Source organism: Paenarthrobacter sp. PPS72, assembly GCF_048537125.1.
In the GTDB taxonomy this organism is placed as follows: domain Bacteria; phylum Actinomycetota; class Actinomycetes; order Actinomycetales; family Micrococcaceae; genus Arthrobacter; species Arthrobacter nitroguajacolicus_E.
Window position 1 is genome coordinate 76,172 of record NZ_JBLYIE010000003.1, and the last position, 22,466, is coordinate 98,637.

Sequence of the window (22,466 nt, forward strand, 5' to 3'; positions counted from 1 at the left end):
TAGTGGTGGTTCTGAGCCCTGAGAACAACCACTACTGCTAGCTAGTTGGGTAGAGAGAACGAAGGAAATCCCATGAACCAGGCTTTTGTGTACGACGCCGTGCGCACGCCCTTTGGCAAGTTCGGCTCCGGGCTTGCCGCCGTCCGTCCCGATGACCTTGCCGCCCACGTTGTTCGCGAGTCCGTTCGCCGGGCGCCGGGGCTGGATGTTGAGCGGATCGACGAGGTGGTGTTCGGCAACGCCAACGGTGCCGGCGAAGAAAACCGCAACGTTGCGCGCATGGCCACCCTGCTCGCTGGCTTGCCCGTCTCCATTCCAGGCACCACGGTCAACCGTTTGTGCGGCTCCTCCTTGGACGCGGCCATCATTGCTTCCCGCCAGATCAACGCCGGCGACGCCGAACTGATGCTCGTGGGCGGGGCCGAATCCATGAGCCGGGCGCCCTGGGTGCTCCCGAAGACCTCCAAGCCCTACCCGGCCGGGGACATGACGCTCGCGTCCACCACGCTCGGTTGGCGTTTGGTGAACCCGGCCATGAACAAGGACTGGACCATCTCCTTGGGTGAGGCCACGGAACGTCTCCGCGAGAAGTACGGCATCACGCGGGAACGGCAGGACCAGTTCGCGGCTGACTCGCACAACCTGGCTGATGCTGCGTGGAACGATGGCTTCTACGACAATCTGGTGGCCCCCGTTCCGGGTACTGGCCTGGTCCGCGATGAGGGAATCCGTGCTGGTTCTTCCGCGGAGAAGCTCGCCACGTTGAAGACCGTCTTCCGCAACGAGCCCGAGGGCGCCGAAGTGGGCGGAACGGTCACGGCCGGTAACGCCTCTCCGCTGTCCGATGGTGCTTCGGCTGCGTGGATCGGCTCGGAGAAAGCCGCTGGGATCCTGGGCTTGGAACCCTTGGCCCGCATCGCCGGCCGTGGTGCACACGGCAACGATCCCCAGTACTTCGGTTTCGCTCCGGTGGAAGCCGCGAACAAGGCCCTCGCGAAGGCGGGCATCGGCTGGGACCAGGTTGGCGCCGTCGAACTTAACGAGGCGTTTGCCGCGCAATCGCTGGCGTGCGTCGACGCCTGGGGGATTGACCCGTCCATTGTGAACCAGCACGGCGGCGCGATCGCGATGGGCCATCCACTCGGCGCTTCCGGTACCCGCATCCTTGGCACGCTCGCCCGTTCCCTGCAGGCTTCCGGTCAGCGTTGGGGTGTCGCGGCGATCTGCATCGGGGTGGGCCAAGGCCTGGCCGTGGTGCTCGAAAACGTCACTGCCGGCGCGTCGGCATAGAAGGGTAAAAGACCATGCTGAATTTCATTGACACTGTTGGCGAAGCTGTTGCCGGCATCAAGGACGGTTCCACGGTGATGATCGGCGGTTTCGGCAACGCCGGGCAACCGTTCGAACTGATCGACGCCCTCATGGACTGCGGCGCGAAGGACCTGACAGTGGTGAACAACAACGCCGGCCAGGGCGATCAGGGCCTCGCGCTGCTGATCAAGGAAGGCCGGGTCCGCAAGATGATCTGCTCCTTCCCGCGGCAGTCCGATTCCTGGCACTTCGACGCCAAGTTCCACGCCGGTGAGATCGAGCTGGAGCTCGTCCCGCAGGGCAACCTGGCCGAACGCATCCGCGCTGCCGGAGCCGGAATCGGCGGCTTCTTCACGCCCACCGGTTACGGCACCACGCTCGCTGAGGGCAAGGAAACCCGGTTGCTGGACGGGAAATGGCAGGTATTCGAAACGCCCATCCACGCCGACGTGGCGCTGATCAAGGCACTCAAAGCCGACGGCAAGGGCAACCTCGTCTACCGCAAGACCGCACGGAACTTCGGGCCCATCATGGCTGCTGCCGCGAAGCACACCATCGTCCAGGTCTCGGAGATCGTGCCCACCGGTTCCTTGGACCCGGAAAATGTGGTGACCCCGGGGATTTACGTCAACAGCGTGGTCCGTGTCGATTCTGCCGGAACAAAAGAAAAGGTGGCCTGACCATGAGCACCCAAACCAGCATCCAAACCTCCGAAAAGCCGCTGGGCCGCGACGAACTCGCGCAACTGGTGGCCAGGGACATCGTGCCCGGATCCTTCGTGAACCTGGGCATCGGCCAGCCAACGCTGGTGTCCAATTACCTCACCGAAGAACAGAACATCACCCTCCACACGGAAAACGGGATGCTCGGCATGGGCCCCGCCGCCGAGGGCGAGGAGATCGACGGCGACCTGATCAACGCCGGCAAAATCCCAGTCACCGAACTGCCCGGGGCCTCGTACTTCCACCACGCCGACTCGTTCGCGATCATGCGCGGCGGGCACCTGGACATCTGCGTGCTCGGCGCCTTCCAGGTCTCCGCTACGGGTGACCTCGCCAACTGGCACACCGGCGCCCCGGACGCGATCCCCGCAGTGGGTGGGGCCATGGATCTCGCCACCGGCGCCAAGGACGTGTTCGTGATGATGACGTTGTTGACTCGCGAGGGCGTGTCCAAGCTCGTGGAACAGTGCACGTACCCGCTCACCGGCGTCGGCTGCGTCACCCGGGTGTACACGGACAAAGCAGTCTTCCTGACAGGACCCGACGGCGTCACCGTCCGCGAGACGTTCGGCTGCACCTTCGAGGAAATCCAGGACCTCGTTCCCCTGCCCCTGAAGAAGGCAGAGTAGGCCCCGCAAGTCGCGCGGGTCCCGTTGTGGGGCCCGCTTTGCGGGGTATTTCCCGAGGTTGGGCCGCAGAGTAGGCCCCGCAAGTTCGGCACCTCCCGTTGTGGGGCCCGCTTTGCGCCTTATTCCCCGAGGTTGGGGCGCAGAGTAGGCCCCGCAAGTCGCGCCCCGCAAGGCAATCTAGGATTGTTAACCATGACCGACTCCACAGTTACCCCGCAGGCCAGCGACCAATATGTCCAGTCGCTGGCCCGGGGATTGGCTGTGATCCGGGCGTTCGATGCGAACAACCCGGTGATGACCCTCAGCGAAGTGGCGGCCCGCACGGATCTGACCCGCGCTACTGCCCGGCGGTTCCTGCACACCTTGGTTGAGCTGGGATACGTCCGCACTGACGGCAAGACCTTCGCGCTGACGGCCAAGGTGCTGCAGCTCGGATACTCGTACTTGTCCGCGCTTTCCTTGCCGCAACTGGCCCAGCCGCACTTGGAGCAGCTGAGCCTGAAGCTGGGGGAGTCCACGTCCGCCGCGGTCCTGGACGGTCCGGACATCTTCTACGTTGCCCGCGTCGCCACGCGACGGATCATGAACGTCGGCATCACCGTCGGCACCCGATTCCCCGCCTACGCCACGTCCATGGGGCGGGTCCTGCTGGCCGGATTGCCGCAGGCCAAGTTTGAGGCTTACCTTTCGACGGCGGAACTCAGGCCGATCACACCGCGAACCGTCGCCAGCGTGCCCGACTTGAGGGCCGCCGTCGAGCAGGTCCGTGCGCAGGGCTGGTGCCTGCTGGACCAGGAGCTAGAGATCGGGCTGATGTCCATCGCAGCTCCGGTCTGGAACCACAACAACGGCGACAACGTGGCGGCGATCAACGTGTCCCTGCAAGCCCAAGCTGTCGCTGCCCAGTCGAACCCGGCGAAGTACCTCGACGCCGTCCGGCAGGAGGTCGTGGCCACGGCCAACGCCATCTCGCAAGACGTTTCCGCCAAGCACTGACTACTTCCGGATCGACGCCAAGCGTGTCTCGAGGATGCGCCGCACCATCGAGTCCGGTACCGGGTTGTCGGCGGAGAAGCGCAACGTCCCGGGAGACCACGAATAACCCCCAAGCTCCTCGGACATTTCCGGCAGGATCTGCCCGCTGAACGGGTACAGGGCCAGGTGTTTCTTGCTTTCCTGCACGCTCAGGAAGCCCTTGCCATCAACCAGCAGCGCGGGCATTCCGTAGCTGACGCCTTCTTCGGCGTCCGGCGCGAGTTCGCGGGCGATCCCCACAATCCGCTCAAGAATCACGCGATTGCCAGCAGAGACGCTCTCAAGATATTCGGTGACCGTTCCCATAGGGACATGCTTCACCACTGGCACCGGTAAAGGCCAGAGTTTAGCGTTCCGGAATCACCGCGATGCCCTGGATTTCGATCAGGGCCTCTTTCTGCCAGAGCCGCGTGACGCCGATGCCGGCCATCGCGGGGTACTGCGAGCCCGCCATTTCGCGCCAGATCCGTCCGATTTCGCGGCCGTTGGCCATGTAGTCGTCCACGTCCGTGAGGTAGATGGTCACGTTGACCAGGTCTTGCGGCTGTCCGCCGGCTTCGCGGAGGGTGGTAATGACGTTGGAGAACGCCTGGGTGAACTGTTCCACGATGCCGCCGGGAACGATTTTCATGTTCTTGTCCAAGGCCGTCTGCCCGCCCAGGAAAACAGTGTTTCCGGCGAGAATGCCGTGCGCGAAACCCGATGGCTTGGGCAGCGATTCCGGGTTGATCGTCTGGTGGCTCATGCTGTTCCTCCTCGTTGTGGCAACTGCAAAAACTTTTGGAAAGCCTCTGTGCAGATCATTTCCGCCGTGCTACGTTGAGCATATGTGACGATCGTAAAAAAGTCGACACATCACAAAATCTCGAAGGGAACCCGCAATGAAACTCGCCACTTTGCGCACGGCCACCGGAAGTACGACGGCGGCACTCGCCATGGGTGCCGACTCTTACCTCGCGTTGCCTGCTCCTGACGTCGGGGCGCTGTTGGCCAAGCCGGAGTGGCGTGCCGTGGTCGAGGCGGCTGTAGAGGCCGCAGCATCCAATGACCAGGTCATTGCAGCCGCGGACGCTGACCTGGCACCGCTCCTTCCCCGTGCAGGCAAAGTCATCTGCTGCGGCCTGAACTACGGTGACCACATCCAGGAAATGGGCCGCGAACTTCCGGAGTACCCCACCCTCTTCGCCAAGTACGCGGACACCCTGGTGGGAGCGAACGACGCCGTAGAAGTCCACGGCAGCGGCCGCGTCGACTGGGAAGCCGAGCTCGCCGTCGTCGTCGGTTCTGAATTGTTCCGTGCAGACGAAGACGAGGCCCGCGAGGGAATCGCCGGGTACACGGTTGCCAACGACGTTTCCATGCGCGACTGGCAGAACCGGACGCTGCAGTGGTTCCAAGGCAAAGCCTGGGACGGCACTACCCCGGTAGGGCCGGTCATGGTCACGGCCGATGAAGCCGGTGAGCATTTCGACGTCCGCGGCTACGTCAACGGCGAGCTGGTGCAGCAAGGGAACACCAGCACTTTGGTGTTCGGCCCGGCGCGGCTCCTGTCCTACATTTCGCAGTTCACCGTCCTGCGCCCGGGAGACCTTGTGCTCACGGGCACGCCCGGGGGAGTGGGGATGGGAATGACCCCGCCTCGCTACCTCAAGGACGGGGATGTCCTCACTACCGAAATCGACGGGATCGGCCGGTTGGAGAACCAGTTCCGCATTCACGCGCCCGTCCCGGCAAACGCCTAGAACACCACACCAAAAGGAGAGACCCATGAGCCAGACCACCAGTGAATACCGCCTCGAAGGCGACAACTCCATCTACGCGCAGGCTGACGGCAAAGTTGTCCCTGTGGTCACCCGCGCCGGCGCCGAAGACAGCAACACGGCCCAGTCCGGCGATTGCATCCGCGTGTCCGGCGTCAGCATCCAGCACACTCCGGCAACCAAGATCTGGTTCGGCCAGGTATCGAACACCCCCGGTTACCGTTCGCTCCCGCACCACCACGGCGAGGCTGAGACCGGCGGCTACGTGCTCCGCGGCCACGGCCGGATCTACTTCGGCGAGAACTACTCCGAGTTCCTGGACATGAAGGCCGGCGACTGGGTGTTCGTGCCGCCGTTCATGCCCCACATCGAGGCCAACATGTCCGTCACGGAAGAACTCGTATGGCTCACGGCGCGCACGCCGGAGAACCTCGTGGTCAACCTCGAGGACGTAGCCGACAAAACCCTCGCCGACTACCGCCGGGCCTAAGCCATGATCACTGGAACCCTGACCTCCGAGACCTTCCTCAAGGCCGTTGAACTCACGCCGGTTGACGCTGAGGTTTTTGACGAAGCCTATGAGGCAACCACCCAGTACGTGCCGTGGCCAAAAGCCTATGGTGGAGACATGGTGGCACAGGCCGCGGCCGCAATGATGCGGTCCGTTGATGCTGACAGGACTTTGCACTCGATGCACAGCTACTTCATGCGTCCCGTGGATATCGGTTCCAGTGTCCGCTACGAGGTGGAGCGCCTGCGGGACGGCCGGGGCTACTCCACACGCACCGTCCGCGGCTTCCAGAACGGCAAACCCGTCTATGCGGCCATGGGATCCTTCCAGGTTCCCGAGGACGGTCCGGACTTCCAGCCCGAGGCCCCGGCCGCCGTCGAGCCTGAATCGCTGCGCACCGCTGCCGAAGCGTTGGAAGGAACCGAAGGGCCCTCGGCGGATTATTGGGCCACTGGCCGCAGCTTCGATATGCGGCATATTCCCGGGCCGGTATATATCGATCTTGAAGGCGGTTCGGTGCCGCAGCAAGCAATTTGGGTAAAGGCCTTCGTCGCCCTGCCCGACGACGCCGACCTCCACCGCACTGCCCTGGCCTACGTCTGCGATTACACAATTTTGGAGCCGCTGCTCCGGGTGAACGGACTCAATTGGTCCAGCCCGGGACTCGCCACCGCCAGCTTGGACCACTCCATGTGGTTCCACCGCGACGGTCGCGCCGACGACTGGGTGCTCTACTCCCAGGACGCTATTTCCGGTCAAAGCAACAGGGGCCTCGCCATGGGGCGCTTCTTCGACCGGCAAGGAAGGCTGCTCGCCACGGTGGCACAAGAGGGCATGATCCGCGCCCGCGCCTGAACAGTTTCAAACCCCCAACTCCCTCGCTTCAACGACGCACCACTGAAAGGAACGGCCATGAGCATGATGCCATCGGCCCACGTGGACACGTTCACCCGCGACCACCTGCCGCCCGCCGATACCTGGCCTGCGCTTGAATTCGCCCTCCCCGAACTCCACTACCCGGAACGGCTCAATGCCGCCGCGGTGCTGATCGACGACGCCGTCGAACAGTACGGCGCAGACCGCCCCGCCTTGTGGACCCCCGACGGCTCTGTCTGGACCTACCGTCAGCTCCAGCAGCGTTCCAACCAGGTGGCCCAGGTCCTCACCGAAGACCTCGGCGTTGTTCCGGGCAACCGCGTGTTGCTGCGCGGGCCCAACAACCCCTGGAGCGTCGCAGCCTGGCTCGGTGTGCTGAAAGCCGGCGCCGTGGTGGTCACCACCATGCCCATGCTGCGCTCCACTGAGGTCTCCACCCTGATCGGCCTCACCAAGCCGGTAGTCGCCATTTCCGATCACCGGTTCGTGGATGAACTGAGGGTCGCTGCCGACGCCGAGGTGGACGGCAACACAGTAAAGGTCCTGACGTACGGGGCCGGCAACGGATTCGACGACGACGGCGACCTCACCTCGCGCTGCGGGCACAAGAGCGGCAAGTTCACCGCAGTGGACACGTCCGCTGACGACGTTGCCCTGTTGGGCCCGACGTCGGGCACTACCGGTGTGCCCAAGGTGACCATGCACTTCCACCGGGACATCCTGGCCAATGCGGACACCTTCGCCCGTTATATCCTGCAGCCCACCGCAGACGACGTCTTCGCCGGTTCGCCGCCTCTGGCCTTCACCTTTGGCCTGGGTGGTTTGGTGGTCTTCCCGCTCCGTTTCGGCGCGTCTTCGCTCCTGACCGAGAAGGCAGGACCCGTGGAACTCGCCGAGAACGCAGCCTCTGCCGGGGCCACCATCCTCTTCACCGCGCCGACTGCCTACCGGGCCATCCTGAAGGAAAAGCGCGGAGATCTCCTCCGGGGCCTGCGCATCGCAGTCTCGGCAGGAGAGCACCTTTCCAAGGAAACGTGGGAAGCGGTGCACGAGGCTACGGGTTTGCGGTTGGTCAACGGCATCGGTGCCACGGAAATGCTGCACGTGTTCATTTCCGCTGCCGGCGACGACATCCGCCCCGGGACTACCGGACGGGCTGTTCCGGGTTTCCGGGCCACCATCCTGGATGACGACGGCAACGAACTCGGCCCGGGAAACATCGGCCGCCTGGCAGTGATCGGCCCCACCGGATGCCGCTACCTGGACGATGCCCGCCAAGCGAACTACGTAGTCCGCGGCTGGAACGTCACGGGCGACACATTCGCCATGGACGCGGACGGGTACTTCACCTACCAGGCGCGCTCGGACAACATGATCGTCTCCTCCGGTTACAACATCGGTGCGCCAGAGGTAGAAACGGCTATCGACCAGCACCCGGATGTTGTGGAAAACGCGGTCATCGGGGTTCCGGATGAAGAGCGGGGCAGCATCGTCTGCGCGTTCATCGTCCTGCGCGACGGCGTCGCCGGCGACGCCGCCAAGCGCAAGGAAATCCAGGACTTCGTGAAGCAAACCATCGCCCCGTACAAGTACCCCCGGGACGTCCGCTTCGTCAGCGAACTGCCGCGCAACCCCAGCGGCAAACTCCAGCACTTCAAGCTCCGCGACGGCCTTGTGAAGGCGAACGCGAGCCAGTCCGAACAACTTACCCCCGCCGGCCAGAGCCAGGCCTGAGAAGGAGCAACACCATGAAAATCGCAATCGTTGGAGGCGGCCCCGGCGGCCTGTACTTCGCAGCACTGATGAAGCAGCTGGACCCGACGCACGACATCACCCTCTGGGAACGCAACGCTGCCAGCGACACCTTTGGCTTCGGCGTCGTGTTTTCAGACGAGACGCTCGGCGGCATCGGCAACGCGGATCCCGTGGTGGCTGAATACATGAGCCGTCGCTTCGCCCGCTGGTCCGACATCGACATCCACTTCCGCGGCGAAATGATGACAGTTGGTGGCCAGGGCTTCGCGGCCATGAGCCGCAAGGAACTGTTGGAGCTGCTCCAGCGCCGCTGCATCGAACTGAACGTCGACGTGCGCTTCAGTACCTTGGCCCCGGCTGTTGAGGAACTCGAAGCCAATTACGATCTTGTTCTCGCCGCGGACGGCATCAACTCGCAGATCCGCGCGAAGTACGCTGACTCGTTCAAGCCGAACCTGGATATGCGGACCAACAAGTTCATGTGGCTCGGTACGGACCAGGTGTTCGAGGCCTTCAAATTCTTTGTGAAGGAAACCGAGTGGGGCGTCATGCAGATCCACGGTTACCCGTACTCGGATGAGGGCTCCACGTTCATTGTGGAAATGCACCAGGATGTGTGGCACGCGGCAGGTTTCGATGAGACGGCTAACGACGTCTTTCCTCCCGGCGTCTCGGATGAAAAGGCGATCGCCAAGATCCGCGAGATCTTCGCCGAGGAACTGAACGGCTACGAGGTCCTCACCAACAACTCCAAGTGGATCAACTTCACCACGGTCCGCAATGAGAGCTGGCGCCATAACAACGTGGTGCTGCTGGGCGACGCCGCCCACACGGCCCATTTCTCCATCGGTTCGGGCACCAAGCTGGCTATGGAAGACTCACTCGCTCTGGCCGCTTGCCTGCATGAGCACCCGGACGTTGAGTCTGCACTGGCCGCCTACGAGGCAGAGCGCCGGCCCGTGGTTGCCTCCACCCAACGCGCGGCCCAGGCGTCCCTTGAGTGGTTCGAACGGATCGGTCAGTACAAGGACCAGGACCCCACCCAGTTCGCATTCAACCTGCTCACCCGCAGCCGCCGCATCACCCAGGAGAACCTGCGCCTGCGCGATCCCGAGTTCGCCGATGCCGTGGACCGCGGTTTCGCCCAGTCCCAGGGCCTTACCGAGGTGGCACCAGCCATGTTCCAGCCTTTCCGTATCGGCGAGCTGGAACTCAAGAACCGCATTGTGGTGTCCCCGATGGACATGTACTCCGCCACGGACGGCATTCCGGGCGACTTCCACAAGGTCCACCTGGGTTCCAAGGCCCTCGGCGGTGCCGGCTTGGTCATGACCGAAATGGTTTGCGTCTCCGAGGCCGGCCGCATCACCCCGGGCTGCAGCGGCCTGTACACGGACGAGCAGCGTGACAGTTGGAAGGAAATCGTGGACTTCGTTCACGGCCGTTCCACCGCCAAGATCGGCGCCCAGCTGGGACATTCGGGGCGTAAGGGCTCCACGAAGCTCATGTGGGAGGGCATCGACCAGCCGCTCGACTCGGGCAACTGGACCGCCGTCGGCCCCTCGGCACTGCCGTACAGCCCGGAGAACCAGACCCCCGTGGAGCTGGACCGGGCCGGGATGGAGGCCATCAAGGCTGAGTTCGTCGCTTCCACGGTCCGCGCTGGCGAGGCTGGTTTCGACCTCCTGGAAATCCACGCAGCCCATGGCTACCTGCTCTCCTCCTTCCTCTCGCCGGTGTCAAACAAACGGACGGACGAATATGGCGGCAGCTTGGAGAACCGCCTGCGGTTCCCGCTTGAAGTGTTCGACGCCGTTCGTGCGGCCTGGCCGGCCAGCAAGCCGGTGACGGTGCGCATCTCGGCCACTGACTGGATCGAGGGTGGTAACACCTCCGACGATTCCGTGGCCATCGCCAAGGCTTTTGTTGAGCATGGCGCGGCGGGACTGGATGTTTCCACCGGCCAGGTGGCCAAGGAAGAAAAGCCCGCGTTCGGGCGCAGCTACCAGACGCCGTTCGCCGACCGCATCCGTCAGGAAGTTGCCGCTCCGGCAGGCGTGGCTGTCATCGCCGTCGGCGCCATCTCCACCTACGACGACGTGAACTCCATCCTCCTCGCAGGCCGCGCAGACCTGATCGCCCTGGGCCGTACGCACCTCTACGATCCCCAGTGGACACTGCACGCTGCTGCTGAGCAGGAGTACCAGGGGCCCGGCGCTGACTGGATTCCGCAATTCCGTGCCGGACGCAGGAAACCACCGAGCTCCCGCACTGACGCTGTCCGTCCCCGTTTGTCGCTGCTCAAGGAAGCGGACATCCAGGAGTCCAACACCCACCTGCGCTGGACTCCCGAGTCCACCACGGCATCGGTCTTGGTGAAGTAGCCATGGCCACCGCACCCGTCAACGACTGGAACGTGCCCAAGAAGACCACCGGCCTGGTGCTGTTCTGCTGCTGGCTCGCCATCCTCGCCGAAGGTTACGACGTCGGCGTCCTCGGAGCCATCCTTCCCGCCCTCGCGGAATTCAAGGAATGGAACCTCAGCCCGCTTGCCCTCGGCGGACTCGGCTCATATGCCCTGATCGGCATGCTTATTGGCGCCCTGTTCATCGGTACGCTCAGCGACCTCGTGGGCCGCAAGAAGATGCTCCTTGCCTCAATGGCGATCTTCACGCTTACCCAGGCCGGCGCCGCGTGGGCTCCCACGCCGGAGCTGTTCGGCCTGTTCCGGCTGATCGGTGGCTTGGGCATGGGCGGTGTCATTCCGGTGGCAGCGGCCTTGACCATTGAATACTCGGCACCGAACAAGCGCTCGTATAACTACGGCCTGATGTACTCCGGCTACTCACTGGGCATCGTCGCAGCCGCTCTCGCCGCCCTGTTCGTCCTGCCCATGGGCGGTTGGCGCGCGGTCGTCGCGATTGGCGCTGCACCGGTGGTCCTGATTCCGATCATCTGGAAGTTCCTGCCTGAGTCCCTGGAATTCCTGGAATCAAAGGGCCGGAAGACCGAGGCCAAGGCTTTGGCCGCCAAGTTGAACATCGCCAACTACAAGCCTGTTGTTCCCGCAGCTCCGGCAGCTCCTCTTGCCCATGGCGGTCAGGCCGATCCGTGGTGGAAGACCATCACCACCATGTTCTCCCCGAAGTACCTGCGCTCCACGGTGTTCTTCTGGATCTCGCTGTTCTGCGGTTTGGTGCTGGTCTACGGCCTGAACACGTGGCTGCCGAGCATCATGAAGAAGGCCGGCTACGACCTCGGCTCGTCCCTGACGTTCCTGTTGGTCTTCAGCCTGGCTTCCGCGATCGGTGGCCTGCTCCTGGGCCGAGCCGCGGATAAGTACGGCAAGAAGCTCATCCTGGTGGTCTTCTACATCCTGGGCGGCTTGGGGATCATGCTGCTGGTCTTCCCCAACACCATGGTGGTCAACCTGCTGTTCGTGGCCTTCGCGGGTGTGGGTTCCATCTCCACGTCGCTGGTCCTGACCGGTTACATCGCCGACTACTACCCGGCCAAGGTCCGCGGTACAGCGACGGGCTGGGCATTGAGCTTCGCCCGCTTGGGTGCTATCTCCGGGCCGTTGATCGGTGGCTGGATCGCAGGTTCCAAGCTGCCCTTCGAAGCCAACTTCGCGATCTTCGCCGGCATTGCAGTACTGGCCGCCGGTGCTGTGGCAATGATTCCCAAGCCACAGCCCGAGGTGCCGGTTGCCGCCGTCGACGTTGATCCTGACGACGCCACCGTCAGCACCCGCTAGGACTGATGGTGAACGGGTTTCCGGAGGCGAGCGTCGAGCGAACGGTGGAGTGGGTGGACACCGACGCCTCCGGACACCAGCACAACTCGGCCATACTGCGGTGGGTTGAGGCTGCGGAAGCTGAGCTCTTCCGTTCGCTGGAGTTGCCGGACTATTTCCCGAGCGCTCCGCGGGTTCAGCAAGTGATCAACTACAAGGCCAAGCTGTGGTTCGGCCAGCGCATCACCGCCACGGTGAAGATCCAGGCGCTCGGCCGGACCTCGCTGACCTTGGCTTTCGATGTAACGTCCGACGCCGGTGAGGTCGCCGCGTATGGAACGGTCACCACGGTGCACGTCCCTCATGGCACGACTTCGGCCCAGCCGTGGCCGGAGCATCTGATCAGGGCCGTCAAAGCTGTGCAAGAGGCCTGAATACCCCCCGCGAGATGGCAGTTGACACCAATGTTGAAGCTCGGGATTGGTGTCAACTGCCATCTCGGCGCGTGGGTGGGGGCGCGCGCGGGTGTGGGGTCCGCGCGTGGGAATGTCGGGTTAGCGCAGGCCCTTGAGGATGTTCTTGGGCCGCTGCATCTCGCCGTGCTTGGCGCCAAGGATGATCACCCAGGCGGCAAAGGCCGGAATGGCCCACTGGAGTGCTTTCAGCTGTGTTTGGGCGGCCTTCAATTCATCCGAAGCGCCGGCGCGCGGTTCGGTGGCACCCTCGGCGCCTTCCTCGGAGAGCTCATCCACTTTCTTGCCCACAACACCTGCATACAAGGTGACAGCGGCTCCGGCCAGGGTCACCACCGTCTTGTAGATGGTGTTGGCGGCGACGCTGTCCTGTTTGGCGATCCGGCCTTTGTTTTCCCAAGCGATTGCCAGATCTGCGGCCAAGTGCCCGGCGAAAGCTGCTGTCTGAACCGGAGCCCATTTACCCCAGCCTTTGCTGGAGAGGCGGGTTCGCTCGGTGGGGTCTTTGGCCTCTGCTGCGGCACCGTTGAGTCCGATGGCCCCCATCAGCGAGCCACCGAACCATGCCGCGGCTGTGAGGTCGTGAATGGAACGGGCTACGAGATTTCCTGCCATGATGTGCTTCCTATCGTTGATACGGAAAGGACCTTTCGAAGCGTGTCAGCCCCGAAACAGCGTGCTTCTATAGTAAGCATGCTTACTAAGATGCGGCCAGTCGTGGGGACTCTTTCGTTCTTGAGTTGCCTGTAGGTTCCGTCCAGGTTTTGTTTCACGTTCATCTCGGGTTCGACAGTAGGGCAGGGGCCTGGCGGTTACGCTTAGCCCGTGGAGCAGCTCTACGCAATTCTTGCGTGCATAATTCTTGGTGGTCTGGCCGTTTTCCAAGTGGCATTGGTGGCTGGTGCCCCCATCGGGCGATTCGCCTGGGGTGGGAATTACCGCGTCCTTCCGCAGAAGCTCAGGGTGGGCAGCGTGGTCTCCATCGTGCTCTACGGTGTCTTCGGGTATACGGCTTTGGCCAAGGCTGGACTGGTGCCGGTGCTGATCAGCGAAGGGTTCACCGAGGTTTTCATGTGGGTACTTACCGCCTACTTCACCTTGGGCGTTGCCATGAATGCGATCTCCCGCAGCAAGCCCGAGCGATTTGTCATGACTCCGGTGGCGTTGCTTCTGGCCGTCCTCTTCCTGCTTCTTTCGCTGGGCTGAATCCGCCGGCCAGATCCTTAGGGGGGCGGGTTTATCCCGCACCTATGATGAACTGGACTGGCGCCGGAACTGCGGCGCGGAAATGAGGATTCTTAGATGTTCGCCGTCCCGGCACCCCCGGTGCGCCACCAGCAGCTGCTCGTCACGATTTTCGGTCTCTACGGCCGGAATGCGGGCGACGCCTTGCCGGTCTCTGCACTGATCTCCATGCTGGGGTCACTCGGTTACGACGCTCCGGGCGTGAGGTCGTCAGTCTCACGGCTCAAGGCGAAGGGCGTGCTGAAGAGTGTCCGCGAAGGCGGAATAGCCAAGTACAAGATTTCCGAGTCGGTCAGTGATGTGTTCCGTGAGGGCGACCGGCGGATCTTTGCGCCGGAGCAGCCTGCGCCGGTGGATACCTGGGTGCTGGCTGTGTTCTCCGTGCCCGAATCCATGCGCAACCGCAGGCACCAGCTGCGCTCCGCCTTACTGGGACTTGGCTTCGGCTCCGTGGCCAACGGTGTGTGGATCGCTCCTGCGCACAAGCTCGAGCAAGCCCGGGAGCGTCTCACTGCGAGCGGTCTGATCGAGTTCGTGGACCTGTTCAGGAGCGACTACGTCTTTGACGGGCCCATGCGACCCAAGATTTCTGAATGGTGGGACCTCAAGGAATTGGATCAGCAGTTCACCGAGTTCCTTGAGGTGTACAAGGGCGCGGAGCAGCAATGGACCGAGCGGGTGGGCGATGATCCCGAAGCCGCCCTGGCTGCGTCCACTGAAGAGCTGCGGCGAGACGCCTTCCGCTACTACATTCCCATGCTCACCATGTGGCGTAAGTTCCCGTATCGGGACCCCAACCTCCCCGCCGACTACCTCCCGCCCGAGTGGCACGGACCCGCGGTGCGCAAGACCTTCCAGGCGGTTCATCGCTTGGCGGCCCCACTCGCGGCCGCGCACGCGCATGAGGTCATCGCTGAGGCGTTGAATCCGGCAGCTGCCTGAAGCCTGCCGTCCTGAAACCTGCTTGGGCCTCGGTGGTCCGGTTACGCGTTGATGCGGGGTGCGTCGATGATGCCGAACACTTCACCCTGCGGCGCTTGAATGATGGCCATGCGTCCCAAGGGGGTCTCTGTCACGGGCATCAAGAGCGTGGAACCGAGCTCGACGGCGCGGTCCGCAGTGCCTTGGACGTAGTCGCTGGCAAACCAGGTCAGCCAATGGTCCGGGATGCCCTGGGGAATGTCAGTATCATGCTGGACGCCGCCGACTTCCCGGCCATCCAACGGCCTGCGGATGGTTGAGTAGACCAGGCCTTCCTCCGTGACGTCCTGGTAGCTGACATCAAAGACCTCGGAGTAGAAGGATCTGGCCGCTGCGAAGTCACGGGTGTGGAGCTCGTTCCAGCAGAGGGCGCCGTGTTCATTGACGCGTTCGGCTCCGATGTGCGTGCCGGCTTGCCATATACCGAAGACCGCGCCCACGGTGTCAACGGCAATCGCCATCCGGCCCGACTCCATCATGTCGAAGGGGGGTGCCATCAGATGCCCACCTGCCGCGGTGACCTTCTTGGCAGTTACATTGACGTCGTCCGATGCCAGGAACGTGGTCCATACCGTGGGCATGCCCGGATCCTGTTTAGGCCCCACCCCTGCGACGGCCCGCCCGCCAACGTGGGCCAGCAAGTACTCGCCGGCGTCCTGGCCACCGGATACGAAGTTCCAACCGAAGAGATCCGCATAGAAGGACTTCGCCGCAACGAGGTTGTCCACGCCCAAATCCACCCACATAGGAGTTGCTGCCGGCCAGTTCGAGATTTTGGTGGACATGGGACTCCTCGGGATTAGGCTCTTGGGGCACAGCTGCCTCCCCGAGCGCCCGATGCGCCGAGCGTTCGGAGAGGCAACCACCCATAAAGTGCACCTTGGTCCCGATTCGTGACACGATTTCGGCCAATTTTCCGGCGGTCCAAAACCGGTAGCCCCAACAGGGCGGCGGGAAAGCGGAAGCCGCTTCCCCGCCGTCGTGCGTTCCGGGTTAGACCGTGCGGGTTGCCTTGGCGAGGTTCTCGCGGAGTTCCTCCGCATTCTGCCGGATAACGTAGGCCGGACGGTCGCGCTCGACACGCCAGCTGTCCTCCAGTGGGCCGATGTTGACGGTGTCGAAGCCAAATTCGTCATAGAGCCTGGTGACCAGCTCTGCGGCTTCCGGGAAATCGCTTGAGGTGGCCAGTGCGCGACGGTTGGGAGTACCTGCGGGAGTGCCGTCGGTGGTGATGTCCTGGGCCAAAATATGGTTGAAGCCCTTGGCCACCTTGGAAGTGGGAAGGTGCTTTTGAAGCAGGCCCGAGGTGGTGGCTTCTCCGTTATCCAGCTCGGGAATGCGGCCGTCGCGCTCCCAGTAGTAGTTGTTGGTGTCGATCACGATCTTGCCCTCGAGCGGCTCTGTCGGGATGTCCTGATAGTTCTTGAGGGGAACGGTCACGACGGCGAAATCGCCCGCCGCTGCTGCTTCGGCTGCTGTCGCGGCCCGGGCGCGTGGCCCCAGTTCCGCCACCAGCTCGCCGAGGGTTTCGGGCCCGCGGGAGTTGCTGATGACGACGTCATAGCCCAGTTCAACCGCTTTGCGGGCGACTTGGCTGCCAATGTGTCCTGCACCGATGATTCCGATTGTTGTCATGTGTTTGCCAACAATAAGTTGCAGGCGCCTATTTCCCGCGTTACGCAATATTTCCGGGAGGTTATACTAAGTAGTCTTACTATGCTGGTTGGCATCGAAGACGAGGAGGTACGGATGGCCGGGCATTTGGAACTGGTTGAAACGCCTGATGGGGAATTTCGGATTTTGATGGTGGACGGCGAGGACGTATTGATGGGCCTCTCAAAGCAGTTTTCCACTGTGGATGAGGCTGTTGATGGAGTTGCCGCCATCAGGGAGGTGGCAGGGACCGGACTCCTTCGTACAGCAACGGCAGAGCGATATGCGGTCCTGATGTTGGAGGAGCCCGTGATTGACTCTGCGCTGGCGGCGCAGGGACCTCAGGCCCAGGCCGAGGTGGTCAACTGTGGCAGCTGACGAGGCGCAAAAGAAGCGCGGTGTTCTCTTCGATGTGGATGGGACGCTGATCGATTCCAGCTACTTCCATGCGATGGCCTGGTGGCAGGCGTTCCGGCGGGAGGGCTTGGACATGGAGATGTCTGCCATTCATCGTCGGGTAGGCATGGGTGGCGATCGGCTCATCCAGAGCCTGGTCCCTGACTGCACCAAGGATATGCAGGAAGATCTGAAGTCCGCTCACAGTGCAGTGTTCGCGACATTCTGGCCGACGCTGCGGACTTTCGATTCGGTTCGGGACCTTCTGGCCGCCTGCTCTGACGCAGGCTTGGCCGTGGGCTTGGCGTCCTCGGCGCAGGAGCGGGACTTGGAAGTCAACAGACACCTTCTGGACGCTGGATCTTCCATTGATGCGTGGACCAGCTCCAACGATGCCAAGGAGAGCAAGCCTGCCCCGGACATCCTTGAGGCGTGCCTGGACAAGCTCGGGCTCAGCCCGCAGGATGTGGTGTTCGTTGGCGATGCGGTATGGGACGTCAAGGCCGGTTCCGCTATCGGCATTCCCGTCATCGCCCTGACGTGCGGTGGCATCAGCGAAGCAGAACTGCGCGACGCCGGCGCCGCGGAAGTCTATGACAATCCGCGGCACCTGTTGGAGCACCTGGAGACCAGCGTGATCGGCAAGTTGATGACGGGGTCGCGGGACGCTTAGCGTGCGTCCGGGCCCCGCCGGCTTGACCAATCTGGCTAGTGACGGATTCCCTTGTCCTGGCCGCGCCGGTTCCGCAAGGTCCAAATGATCAACGCGATGATGATGACCGCCGCGACTCCCGCCAGAATCCAGGGAACGACGTCGACGCGCGTCTGCTCCTGCTGTTCGGTCTCGCTGGTTCCCGGATTGGCGGGGCCGGTGCCGGCGGGATTCGAGACGTCCGTGGTGGGCTCTGCTGTTGGGGTTGCCGTGGACGGCCCGGAGGGGTTGCTGGGCTCGGGTGACGGCGTGGTGGTTGCGGCGACGCTGCCCTGAGCGTGGACTATCGCGTTGGCTGCAACGCTGGTGGAGAGCATGGACCCGGCGAAGAGGGTCAGGGCAAGGGCGGTCATGGCTAATCTGCGAAGCATCGTTCCTCCTGGGTTACTAGCATGATTCCTCATATAGTAAGCATACTGACTAAACAGTGAGTGTCGATGCATTGGCTGGTGTCGCCAGCAACACGCCGTGGGTGGCACGCCGTGGGTGGCAGCCCACGGCACCCGCGGCCGCCTTAGCGCGTGAGCTTGGCGGAATCCGGTTCCTGATCGCCGATGTGACCCGGGGCATTGGCAGCGAGCACACGCTGAACGAACGCGCTGTACTCCTCCATATAGTGCCGCAACAGCCCGGCGGTGCCTTCGTCCTTAACTGAACCGTCGTCGTCGTACGCGTCCGCGACGAAGCGGATATATGCCTCAGGCGCGTTCAGCTGCGGCGCGTCCAGGAAGCTCAAAACGCTGCGCATGGATGACTGCATCACCGCGGTCCCAATACCGCCCGGCGAAGCGCCGATGATCCCCGTGGGCTTCCGGGCAAAGGAATTGCTGCCCCATGGGCGCGAACCCCAGTCAATCGCATTCTTCAACGCGCCCGGAATGGAGCGGTTGTACTCGGGGGAGACGAACAGGATGCCGTCCGACGCGGCAATGGCATCCTTCAGTTCACGGCCCGCAGGGGGGAAGTCAGCGTCGTAGTCCGAGCTATACAGGGGGAGGTTCTTGATGGCGATTTCATGGAACTCGAGTTCCGGCGGTGCCACGCTGATGAGGGCCTTGGAAAGGACCCGGTTGATGGAATTGCTCGCCAGGCTTCCGACGAAGTAACCGATTTTGAAAGTGTCCATAGTGGCGTTCCTTTCCGACGGCACGGCCGGAACCGGCTCGTGACGGTGTGGTGGCTGATTGCCACCAGCTTCAACCGACCCTAATGGACTTATGCACATAGCGCAGCCCCTACTCCCGCCCGGCCCCTCGCAGTCATAGACTCATGCCAACTGAGTTCTGGATGGTTCCGGAAAAGGGGTGGCGGGTGAAGGCAGGGATAGCGCGCGAGACGCTCGACGGTGAGCGACGTGTTGCCGCAACGCCGGAAACGGTGAAGCAACTTGTGGGGTTGGGCCTTGAGGTTGAGGTGGAGTCCGGCGCGGGACTGGCAGCCGGACACAGCGACCACGACTACCGCACGGCGGGCGCAACTGTAGTGCAGTCATTGGTGCTTGGATCGCTGGATGTCTACTGTCACGTGCGCCCCATGGAACCGTCGACGGCGGGAGCTCTCCGCCGAGGCTCGGTCACCGTTGGCTTAGGGTCGCCGTCCTCGGAGTTGCCCACCGTGCGGGCGCTCGCCGTTGGGGAAATCACCTCCTTTGCCCTCGAACTGGTTCCACGCATATCGCGCGCGCAGTCCATGGACGCCCTGACCTCGCAGGCCTTGGTGGCCGGCTATCGCTGTGTCCTCGAGGCGGCCATGCGGCTCCCTCGGTTCTTTCCGCTGTACATGACGGCAGCAGGAACCATTCCACCAGCCCGCGTCCTGGTCTTGGGGGCAGGGGTGGCTGGCCTGCAGGCGATCGGGACCGCCAAAAGACTCGGAGCCCGGGTATCCGCCAACGATATCCGCCCAGCCTCGGCCGACGAAGTGGCGTCCATGGGAGGCACGTTCATCAAGCTGGACCTTGAAACCGCTGAGGCTTCCGGCGGTTATGCCAGGGAACTCAGCGCGGACCGCGGTGCCCTGCAGCGCGCACTCCTGACGCCACACGTGGCCCAAGCCGACGTCCTGATCACCACCGCCGCTGTACCCGGAAGGCGGGCGCCGCTCCTGGTGACCCGCGAAATGGTCCAAGGTATGCGCCCGGGATCCGTGGTGGTGGACTTGGCTGCCGAATCCGGGGGCAACGTGGAGGGCAGCATCCCCGGCCAGGACATTCCCATCCCCACCGGAGACGGCCAGGGCATGGTGACGCTGGTGGGAGTCAAGGATCCTGCCTCGGCGATGCCCGCTGATGCCTCACGCTTGTATGCCAAGAACGTCTCCAACCTCTTGGCCCTGATGACGCGGGACGGCGTGGTTGCCCCGGACTTTGAGGATGAAGTTGTTGCCGGCACGTGCCTCACCCACGGAGGCCAAGTCCGGCACGCACCAACGGCGGAAGCGCTGGCGGCGCTCGCCGGGGAGACCGATCCCTTGGGTAGCGGGCATTCCGGGAGTTCCTCAAGCGGCAGTTCCGGCAACGAAGGAGTGCGCTGATGGACGGCATGAGCCTGCTGACGATCACTGTCCTGGCTGTGTTCGTTGGCTTTGAGGTTGTTTCGAAGGTCTCCAGCACCCTGCACACTCCTCTCATGTCCGGGGCCAACGCAATCCACGGCATCATCCTGGTGGGCGCCATCATCGTGGCCGGACAGGCTGCTGATCCATGGGTATTGGCGGTCGCCCTGCTGGCTGTAGTCCTTGCCACAGCCAACCTCGTCGGCGGGTTCGTGGTGACCGACCGCATGCTGGAGATGTTCCGCGGAAGGCAACGTCCGCCGTCGAGGGCTGGTTCTGGAGGTTCCGGCGGTATTGCAGGTTCTGGCGGTACTGGAGGTTCTGGGAGTCCGGCAGGCTCTGGTGCCGGGGAGCCGGTCAACGCCGTGAAGCCGGTCAACGCCGTGAAGCCGGTCAACGCCGTGAAGCCGATCAACCCCGTGGAGCCGGTTGATGAGGGGCGACGGCCATGACGCTGCTCAACCCGACCTGGACGGCTCTCCTGTACCTTGCCGCGGCGGCCTGCTTCATCCTTGCGTTGAAGGGCCTGAATTCACCTCGGACTGCCCGTCGCGGCAACCTGATCGGTGCCTTTGGCGCCCTGCTGGCGGTGGTGACCGTATTTGTCTCCGTCAAGTTGGACAACATACCTTGGATCCTTGGGGCCATAGCAGTGGGTTCAGGTGTGGCTGCGCCGGTAGCCCGACGCGTGCAAATGACCCAGATGCCGCAGCTCGTGGCCCTCTTCAATGGTGTGGGAGGTGGTGCTGCGGCGCTTGTGGCTTTGCTGGAACTCTCCCATGCGCAGGATCCGTGGGTTCGCTTGGCCATCGTCTTTACGCTGCTGGTGGGGGCGGTGTCTTTCGCAGGCTCCGGTGTCACCTTCGGCAAACTTCAAGGCCTCATGACCACCCGGCCGGTGACATTCCCTGGCCTGCCTGCACTGATGGCAGTGGTGCTGCTGGCCGCCGTCGGAGCCGGCACCGTGGTGATCCTGAACGGTTCGTTGGCTTTGGCGCTCGTCCTGTTGCTGTTGGGGTTGGTTACCGGAGTGTTGTTGGTGCTTCCTGTGGGTGGTGCTGATGTACCGATCGTCATTTCGCTCCTGAATGCCTTCACGGGCTTGGCTGTGGCGGCGTCCGGACTGGTGCTGGGCAACGTCCTCCTTGTGGTGGCCGGCACGCTGGTGGGAGCTTCCGGCACCATCCTCACCCGTGCCATGGCCGCAGCAATGGGACGAAGCGTTGCAGGCATCATGTTCGGGGCCTTCAAGGGTGGTTCCACAGCGGGTTCCACCGCAGTGAGTGAGAGGCCTGTGCGTTCCTCCAGCGCGGAGGACGTAGCAGTGCTGCTTGGCTATGCCCAGCGCGTGATCATCGTTCCGGGATACGGCCTTGCAGTCGCACAAGGCCAGCACACCGCGGCAGAGCTGGCATTGGCCTTGGAATCACGGGGGATTGAAGTGGATTTCGCCATCCATCCTGTGGCCGGGCGCATGCCGGGACATATGAATGTGTTGCTTGCCGAGGCCAATGTCCCGTACGAGTCGCTGAAGGAAATGGGCGAGATCAACTCCGAGTTCAAAACCACCGATGTTGCCTTGGTGGTGGGCGCCAACGATGTTGTGAACCCCGCAGCAAAGACCACCTCGGGTTCACCGATCTACGGAATGCCCATTTTGGAAGTGGCCGATGCCCGGCAAGTAGTGTTCCTCAAACGCTCAATGCGTCCCGGGTTTGCGGGGATTGAGAATGAACTTCTCTACGAACCGCACACCACCCTGCTGTTTGGCGATGCCAAGGACTCATTGACCAAGGTGCTGGGGGCTGTGAAGGCGCTTTAGGAGACGTAGATCTCTCAATTCGCCCACTCATCTGCGTCATGGATTGACCGGAGTCGGCACACGTCTTGTACAGAAAGCTTTTGGGGAGAGCTTGTACAGCGGGCGAGGGGTCATCGATTTGCAGAACGGTAAAAGGGATTCGCTGTTTGGGACCCGCTTTGGTCAAGCAAAAGGCAGACGGGTAACTAACTGGAGGTATCTGGTTGGTCAAACGGTCCAGGTCTGTCGCGGCAACGACATCGTGGACCAGGGCATGGTGGAAGCGGTGACTGCTGACGGCACGGTGCTGTGGCTCA

The 22,466-nt window shown here is 63.1% G+C and carries 24 protein-coding genes and 1 pseudogene; 18 read left to right on the forward strand and 7 right to left on the reverse strand.

Annotated features, from left to right (window positions below; translation table 11 throughout):
- Positions 1–72 precede the first annotated feature (72 nt).
- From ACLRGI_RS01140 to ACLRGI_RS01155, 4 genes are all read left to right on the forward strand, one after another.
- Positions 73–1,290 (forward strand): thiolase family protein, encoded by a 1,218-nt coding sequence (locus ACLRGI_RS01140; RefSeq protein ID WP_419199894.1) that lies wholly within the window; start codon positions 73–75, stop codon positions 1,288–1,290.
- A 14-nt stretch (positions 1,291–1,304) separates the two neighbouring features.
- A complete protein-coding gene (locus tag ACLRGI_RS01145) occupies positions 1,305–1,991 on the forward strand; it encodes a 3-oxoacid CoA-transferase subunit A (protein WP_178993081.1) in 687 nt (228 codons plus the stop codon).
- 2 nt (positions 1,992–1,993) lie between these two features.
- Positions 1,994–2,662 carry a 3-oxoacid CoA-transferase subunit B gene (locus ACLRGI_RS01150; RefSeq protein WP_419199895.1) on the forward strand — a complete coding sequence of 223 codons (669 nt, stop codon included), beginning with the start codon at positions 1,994–1,996 and terminating at the stop codon, positions 2,660–2,662.
- Positions 2,663–2,854: 192 nt separating this feature from the next.
- Positions 2,855–3,658 carry an IclR family transcriptional regulator domain-containing protein gene (locus ACLRGI_RS01155; RefSeq protein WP_419199896.1) on the forward strand — a complete coding sequence of 268 codons (804 nt, stop codon included), beginning with the start codon at positions 2,855–2,857 and terminating at the stop codon, positions 3,656–3,658.
- On the opposite strand, the gene ACLRGI_RS01160 is transcribed toward ACLRGI_RS01155, so the two are convergent.
- Both ACLRGI_RS01160 and ACLRGI_RS01165 read right to left on the reverse strand, forming a co-directional pair.
- The gene (locus ACLRGI_RS01160) at positions 3,659–4,003 is read right to left on the reverse strand and encodes an iron chaperone (RefSeq protein ID WP_419199897.1); all 345 of its coding nucleotides are present in this window, start codon (positions 4,001–4,003) and stop codon (positions 3,659–3,661) included.
- 40 nt (positions 4,004–4,043) lie between these two features.
- Positions 4,044–4,442 (reverse strand): RidA family protein, encoded by a 399-nt coding sequence (locus ACLRGI_RS01165; RefSeq protein WP_419199898.1) that lies wholly within the window; start codon positions 4,440–4,442, stop codon positions 4,044–4,046.
- Positions 4,443–4,578: 136 nt separating this feature from the next.
- Between ACLRGI_RS01165 and ACLRGI_RS01170 the strand changes: the two genes are divergently transcribed.
- From ACLRGI_RS01170 to ACLRGI_RS01200, 7 genes are read left to right on the forward strand one after another with little or no spacing between them, the layout of a single operon-like run.
- Positions 4,579–5,439, forward strand: coding sequence for a fumarylacetoacetate hydrolase family protein (locus tag ACLRGI_RS01170; RefSeq protein ID WP_419199899.1), 861 nt, complete (start codon positions 4,579–4,581; stop codon positions 5,437–5,439).
- 25 nt (positions 5,440–5,464) lie between these two features.
- Positions 5,465–5,947 carry a cupin domain-containing protein gene (locus ACLRGI_RS01175; RefSeq protein ID WP_419199900.1) on the forward strand — a complete coding sequence of 161 codons (483 nt, stop codon included), beginning with the start codon at positions 5,465–5,467 and terminating at the stop codon, positions 5,945–5,947.
- A 3-nt stretch (positions 5,948–5,950) separates the two neighbouring features.
- Positions 5,951–6,823, forward strand: a complete 873-nt coding sequence (locus tag ACLRGI_RS01180; RefSeq protein ID WP_419199901.1) for an acyl-CoA thioesterase — start codon at positions 5,951–5,953, stop codon at positions 6,821–6,823.
- Positions 6,824–6,880: 57 nt separating this feature from the next.
- Positions 6,881–8,578, forward strand: coding sequence for an AMP-binding protein (locus ACLRGI_RS01185; RefSeq protein ID WP_419199902.1), 1,698 nt, complete (start codon positions 6,881–6,883; stop codon positions 8,576–8,578).
- Positions 8,579–8,592: 14 nt separating this feature from the next.
- Positions 8,593–10,983: a bifunctional salicylyl-CoA 5-hydroxylase/oxidoreductase gene (locus tag ACLRGI_RS01190; protein WP_419199903.1), complete on the forward strand. Its 2,391-nt coding sequence runs from the start codon at positions 8,593–8,595 to the stop codon at positions 10,981–10,983.
- A 2-nt stretch (positions 10,984–10,985) separates the two neighbouring features.
- The gene (locus ACLRGI_RS01195) at positions 10,986–12,356 is read left to right on the forward strand and encodes an MFS transporter (protein ID WP_419199904.1); all 1,371 of its coding nucleotides are present in this window, start codon (positions 10,986–10,988) and stop codon (positions 12,354–12,356) included.
- A 5-nt stretch (positions 12,357–12,361) separates the two neighbouring features.
- The gene (locus ACLRGI_RS01200) at positions 12,362–12,769 is read left to right on the forward strand and encodes an acyl-CoA thioesterase (protein WP_419199905.1); all 408 of its coding nucleotides are present in this window, start codon (positions 12,362–12,364) and stop codon (positions 12,767–12,769) included.
- 120 nt (positions 12,770–12,889) lie between these two features.
- On the opposite strand, the gene ACLRGI_RS01205 is transcribed toward ACLRGI_RS01200, so the two are convergent.
- Positions 12,890–13,423, reverse strand: coding sequence for an ABC transporter permease family protein (locus ACLRGI_RS01205; protein WP_419199906.1), 534 nt, complete (start codon positions 13,421–13,423; stop codon positions 12,890–12,892).
- A gap of 210 nt (positions 13,424–13,633) precedes the next feature.
- Here ACLRGI_RS01205 and ACLRGI_RS01210 point away from each other — a divergent pair, with 210 nt between their 5' ends.
- Together ACLRGI_RS01210 and ACLRGI_RS01215 are read left to right on the forward strand one after the other, a co-directional pair.
- Positions 13,634–14,014 carry a hypothetical protein gene (locus tag ACLRGI_RS01210; RefSeq protein WP_419199907.1) on the forward strand — a complete coding sequence of 127 codons (381 nt, stop codon included), beginning with the start codon at positions 13,634–13,636 and terminating at the stop codon, positions 14,012–14,014.
- Between the two features lie 96 nt (positions 14,015–14,110).
- Complete coding sequence (locus ACLRGI_RS01215; RefSeq protein WP_419199908.1) at positions 14,111–14,995, forward strand: PaaX family transcriptional regulator; 885 nt, start codon at positions 14,111–14,113, stop codon at positions 14,993–14,995.
- 41 nt (positions 14,996–15,036) lie between these two features.
- Here the strand turns inward: ACLRGI_RS01215 and ACLRGI_RS01220 are convergent, their stop codons facing one another.
- The gene (locus ACLRGI_RS01220) at positions 15,037–15,819 is read right to left on the reverse strand and encodes a VOC family protein (protein ID WP_419199909.1); all 783 of its coding nucleotides are present in this window, start codon (positions 15,817–15,819) and stop codon (positions 15,037–15,039) included.
- Between the two features lie 208 nt (positions 15,820–16,027).
- Positions 16,028–16,669 (reverse strand): NADPH-dependent F420 reductase, encoded by a 642-nt coding sequence (locus ACLRGI_RS01225; RefSeq protein WP_419199910.1) that lies wholly within the window; start codon positions 16,667–16,669, stop codon positions 16,028–16,030.
- A gap of 81 nt (positions 16,670–16,750) precedes the next feature.
- Between ACLRGI_RS01225 and ACLRGI_RS01230 the strand changes: the two genes are divergently transcribed.
- On the forward strand, positions 16,751–17,065 hold the full coding sequence (locus tag ACLRGI_RS01230) for a hypothetical protein (protein ID WP_419199911.1): 315 nt from the start codon (positions 16,751–16,753) through the stop codon (positions 17,063–17,065).
- Positions 17,055–17,756 carry an HAD family hydrolase gene (locus ACLRGI_RS01235; protein WP_419199912.1) on the forward strand — a complete coding sequence of 234 codons (702 nt, stop codon included), beginning with the start codon at positions 17,055–17,057 and terminating at the stop codon, positions 17,754–17,756. Before ACLRGI_RS01230 ends, ACLRGI_RS01235 begins: the two co-directional genes overlap by 11 nt.
- Before the next feature lie 35 nt (positions 17,757–17,791).
- Here the strand turns inward: ACLRGI_RS01235 and ACLRGI_RS01240 are convergent, their stop codons facing one another.
- Both ACLRGI_RS01240 and ACLRGI_RS01245 read right to left on the reverse strand, forming a co-directional pair.
- Positions 17,792–18,166: a superantigen-like protein SSL4 gene (locus ACLRGI_RS01240; RefSeq protein WP_419199913.1), complete on the reverse strand. Its 375-nt coding sequence runs from the start codon at positions 18,164–18,166 to the stop codon at positions 17,792–17,794.
- 143 nt (positions 18,167–18,309) lie between these two features.
- A complete protein-coding gene (locus ACLRGI_RS01245; RefSeq protein ID WP_419199914.1) occupies positions 18,310–18,921 on the reverse strand; it encodes an NADPH-dependent FMN reductase in 612 nt (203 codons plus the stop codon).
- 185 nt (positions 18,922–19,106) lie between these two features.
- Here ACLRGI_RS01245 and ACLRGI_RS01250 point away from each other — a divergent pair, with 185 nt between their 5' ends.
- From ACLRGI_RS01250 to ACLRGI_RS01260, 3 genes and pseudogenes are all read left to right on the forward strand, one after another.
- The gene (locus tag ACLRGI_RS01250; RefSeq protein WP_419199935.1) at positions 19,107–20,327 is read left to right on the forward strand and encodes a Re/Si-specific NAD(P)(+) transhydrogenase subunit alpha; all 1,221 of its coding nucleotides are present in this window, start codon (positions 19,107–19,109) and stop codon (positions 20,325–20,327) included.
- Positions 20,327–20,620: pseudogene (locus ACLRGI_RS01255) on the forward strand (NAD(P) transhydrogenase subunit alpha part 2); the annotation flags it as partial. The gene ACLRGI_RS01250 and the pseudogene ACLRGI_RS01255, both read left to right, overlap by 1 nt.
- A 176-nt stretch (positions 20,621–20,796) precedes the next feature.
- A complete protein-coding gene (locus ACLRGI_RS01260) occupies positions 20,797–22,170 on the forward strand; it encodes an NAD(P)(+) transhydrogenase (Re/Si-specific) subunit beta (RefSeq protein ID WP_419199915.1) in 1,374 nt (457 codons plus the stop codon).
- The last annotated feature ends 296 nt before the right edge of the window (positions 22,171–22,466 follow it).

What these genes read in the sequence shown, in the direction of transcription:
- ACLRGI_RS01140 (WP_419199894.1), top strand. Translation starts at nt 73, where the DNA reads ATGAACCAGGCTTTTGTGTACGACGCCGTGCGCACGCCCTTTGGCAAG.
- ACLRGI_RS01145 (WP_178993081.1), top strand. Translation starts at nt 1,305, where the DNA reads ATGCTGAATTTCATTGACACTGTTGGCGAAGCTGTTGCCGGCATCAAG.
- ACLRGI_RS01150 (WP_419199895.1), top strand. Translation starts at nt 1,994, where the DNA reads ATGAGCACCCAAACCAGCATCCAAACCTCCGAAAAGCCGCTGGGCCGC.
- ACLRGI_RS01155 (WP_419199896.1), top strand. Translation starts at nt 2,855, where the DNA reads ATGACCGACTCCACAGTTACCCCGCAGGCCAGCGACCAATATGTCCAG.
- ACLRGI_RS01160 (WP_419199897.1), bottom strand. Translation starts at nt 4,003, where the DNA reads ATGGGAACGGTCACCGAATATCTTGAGAGCGTCTCTGCTGGCAATCGC.
- ACLRGI_RS01165 (WP_419199898.1), bottom strand. Translation starts at nt 4,442, where the DNA reads ATGAGCCACCAGACGATCAACCCGGAATCGCTGCCCAAGCCATCGGGT.
- ACLRGI_RS01170 (WP_419199899.1), top strand. Translation starts at nt 4,579, where the DNA reads ATGAAACTCGCCACTTTGCGCACGGCCACCGGAAGTACGACGGCGGCA.
- ACLRGI_RS01175 (WP_419199900.1), top strand. Translation starts at nt 5,465, where the DNA reads ATGAGCCAGACCACCAGTGAATACCGCCTCGAAGGCGACAACTCCATC.
- ACLRGI_RS01180 (WP_419199901.1), top strand. Translation starts at nt 5,951, where the DNA reads ATGATCACTGGAACCCTGACCTCCGAGACCTTCCTCAAGGCCGTTGAA.
- ACLRGI_RS01185 (WP_419199902.1), top strand. Translation starts at nt 6,881, where the DNA reads ATGAGCATGATGCCATCGGCCCACGTGGACACGTTCACCCGCGACCAC.
- ACLRGI_RS01190 (WP_419199903.1), top strand. Translation starts at nt 8,593, where the DNA reads ATGAAAATCGCAATCGTTGGAGGCGGCCCCGGCGGCCTGTACTTCGCA.
- ACLRGI_RS01195 (WP_419199904.1), top strand. Translation starts at nt 10,986, where the DNA reads ATGGCCACCGCACCCGTCAACGACTGGAACGTGCCCAAGAAGACCACC.
- ACLRGI_RS01200 (WP_419199905.1), top strand. Translation starts at nt 12,362, where the DNA reads ATGGTGAACGGGTTTCCGGAGGCGAGCGTCGAGCGAACGGTGGAGTGG.
- ACLRGI_RS01205 (WP_419199906.1), bottom strand. Translation starts at nt 13,423, where the DNA reads ATGGCAGGAAATCTCGTAGCCCGTTCCATTCACGACCTCACAGCCGCG.
- ACLRGI_RS01215 (WP_419199908.1), top strand. Translation starts at nt 14,111, where the DNA reads ATGTTCGCCGTCCCGGCACCCCCGGTGCGCCACCAGCAGCTGCTCGTC.
- ACLRGI_RS01220 (WP_419199909.1), bottom strand. Translation starts at nt 15,819, where the DNA reads ATGTCCACCAAAATCTCGAACTGGCCGGCAGCAACTCCTATGTGGGTG.
- ACLRGI_RS01225 (WP_419199910.1), bottom strand. Translation starts at nt 16,669, where the DNA reads ATGACAACAATCGGAATCATCGGTGCAGGACACATTGGCAGCCAAGTC.
- ACLRGI_RS01230 (WP_419199911.1), top strand. Translation starts at nt 16,751, where the DNA reads ATGCTGGTTGGCATCGAAGACGAGGAGGTACGGATGGCCGGGCATTTG.
- ACLRGI_RS01240 (WP_419199913.1), bottom strand. Translation starts at nt 18,166, where the DNA reads ATGCTTCGCAGATTAGCCATGACCGCCCTTGCCCTGACCCTCTTCGCC.
- ACLRGI_RS01245 (WP_419199914.1), bottom strand. Translation starts at nt 18,921, where the DNA reads ATGGACACTTTCAAAATCGGTTACTTCGTCGGAAGCCTGGCGAGCAAT.
- ACLRGI_RS01260 (WP_419199915.1), top strand. Translation starts at nt 20,797, where the DNA reads ATGACGCTGCTCAACCCGACCTGGACGGCTCTCCTGTACCTTGCCGCG.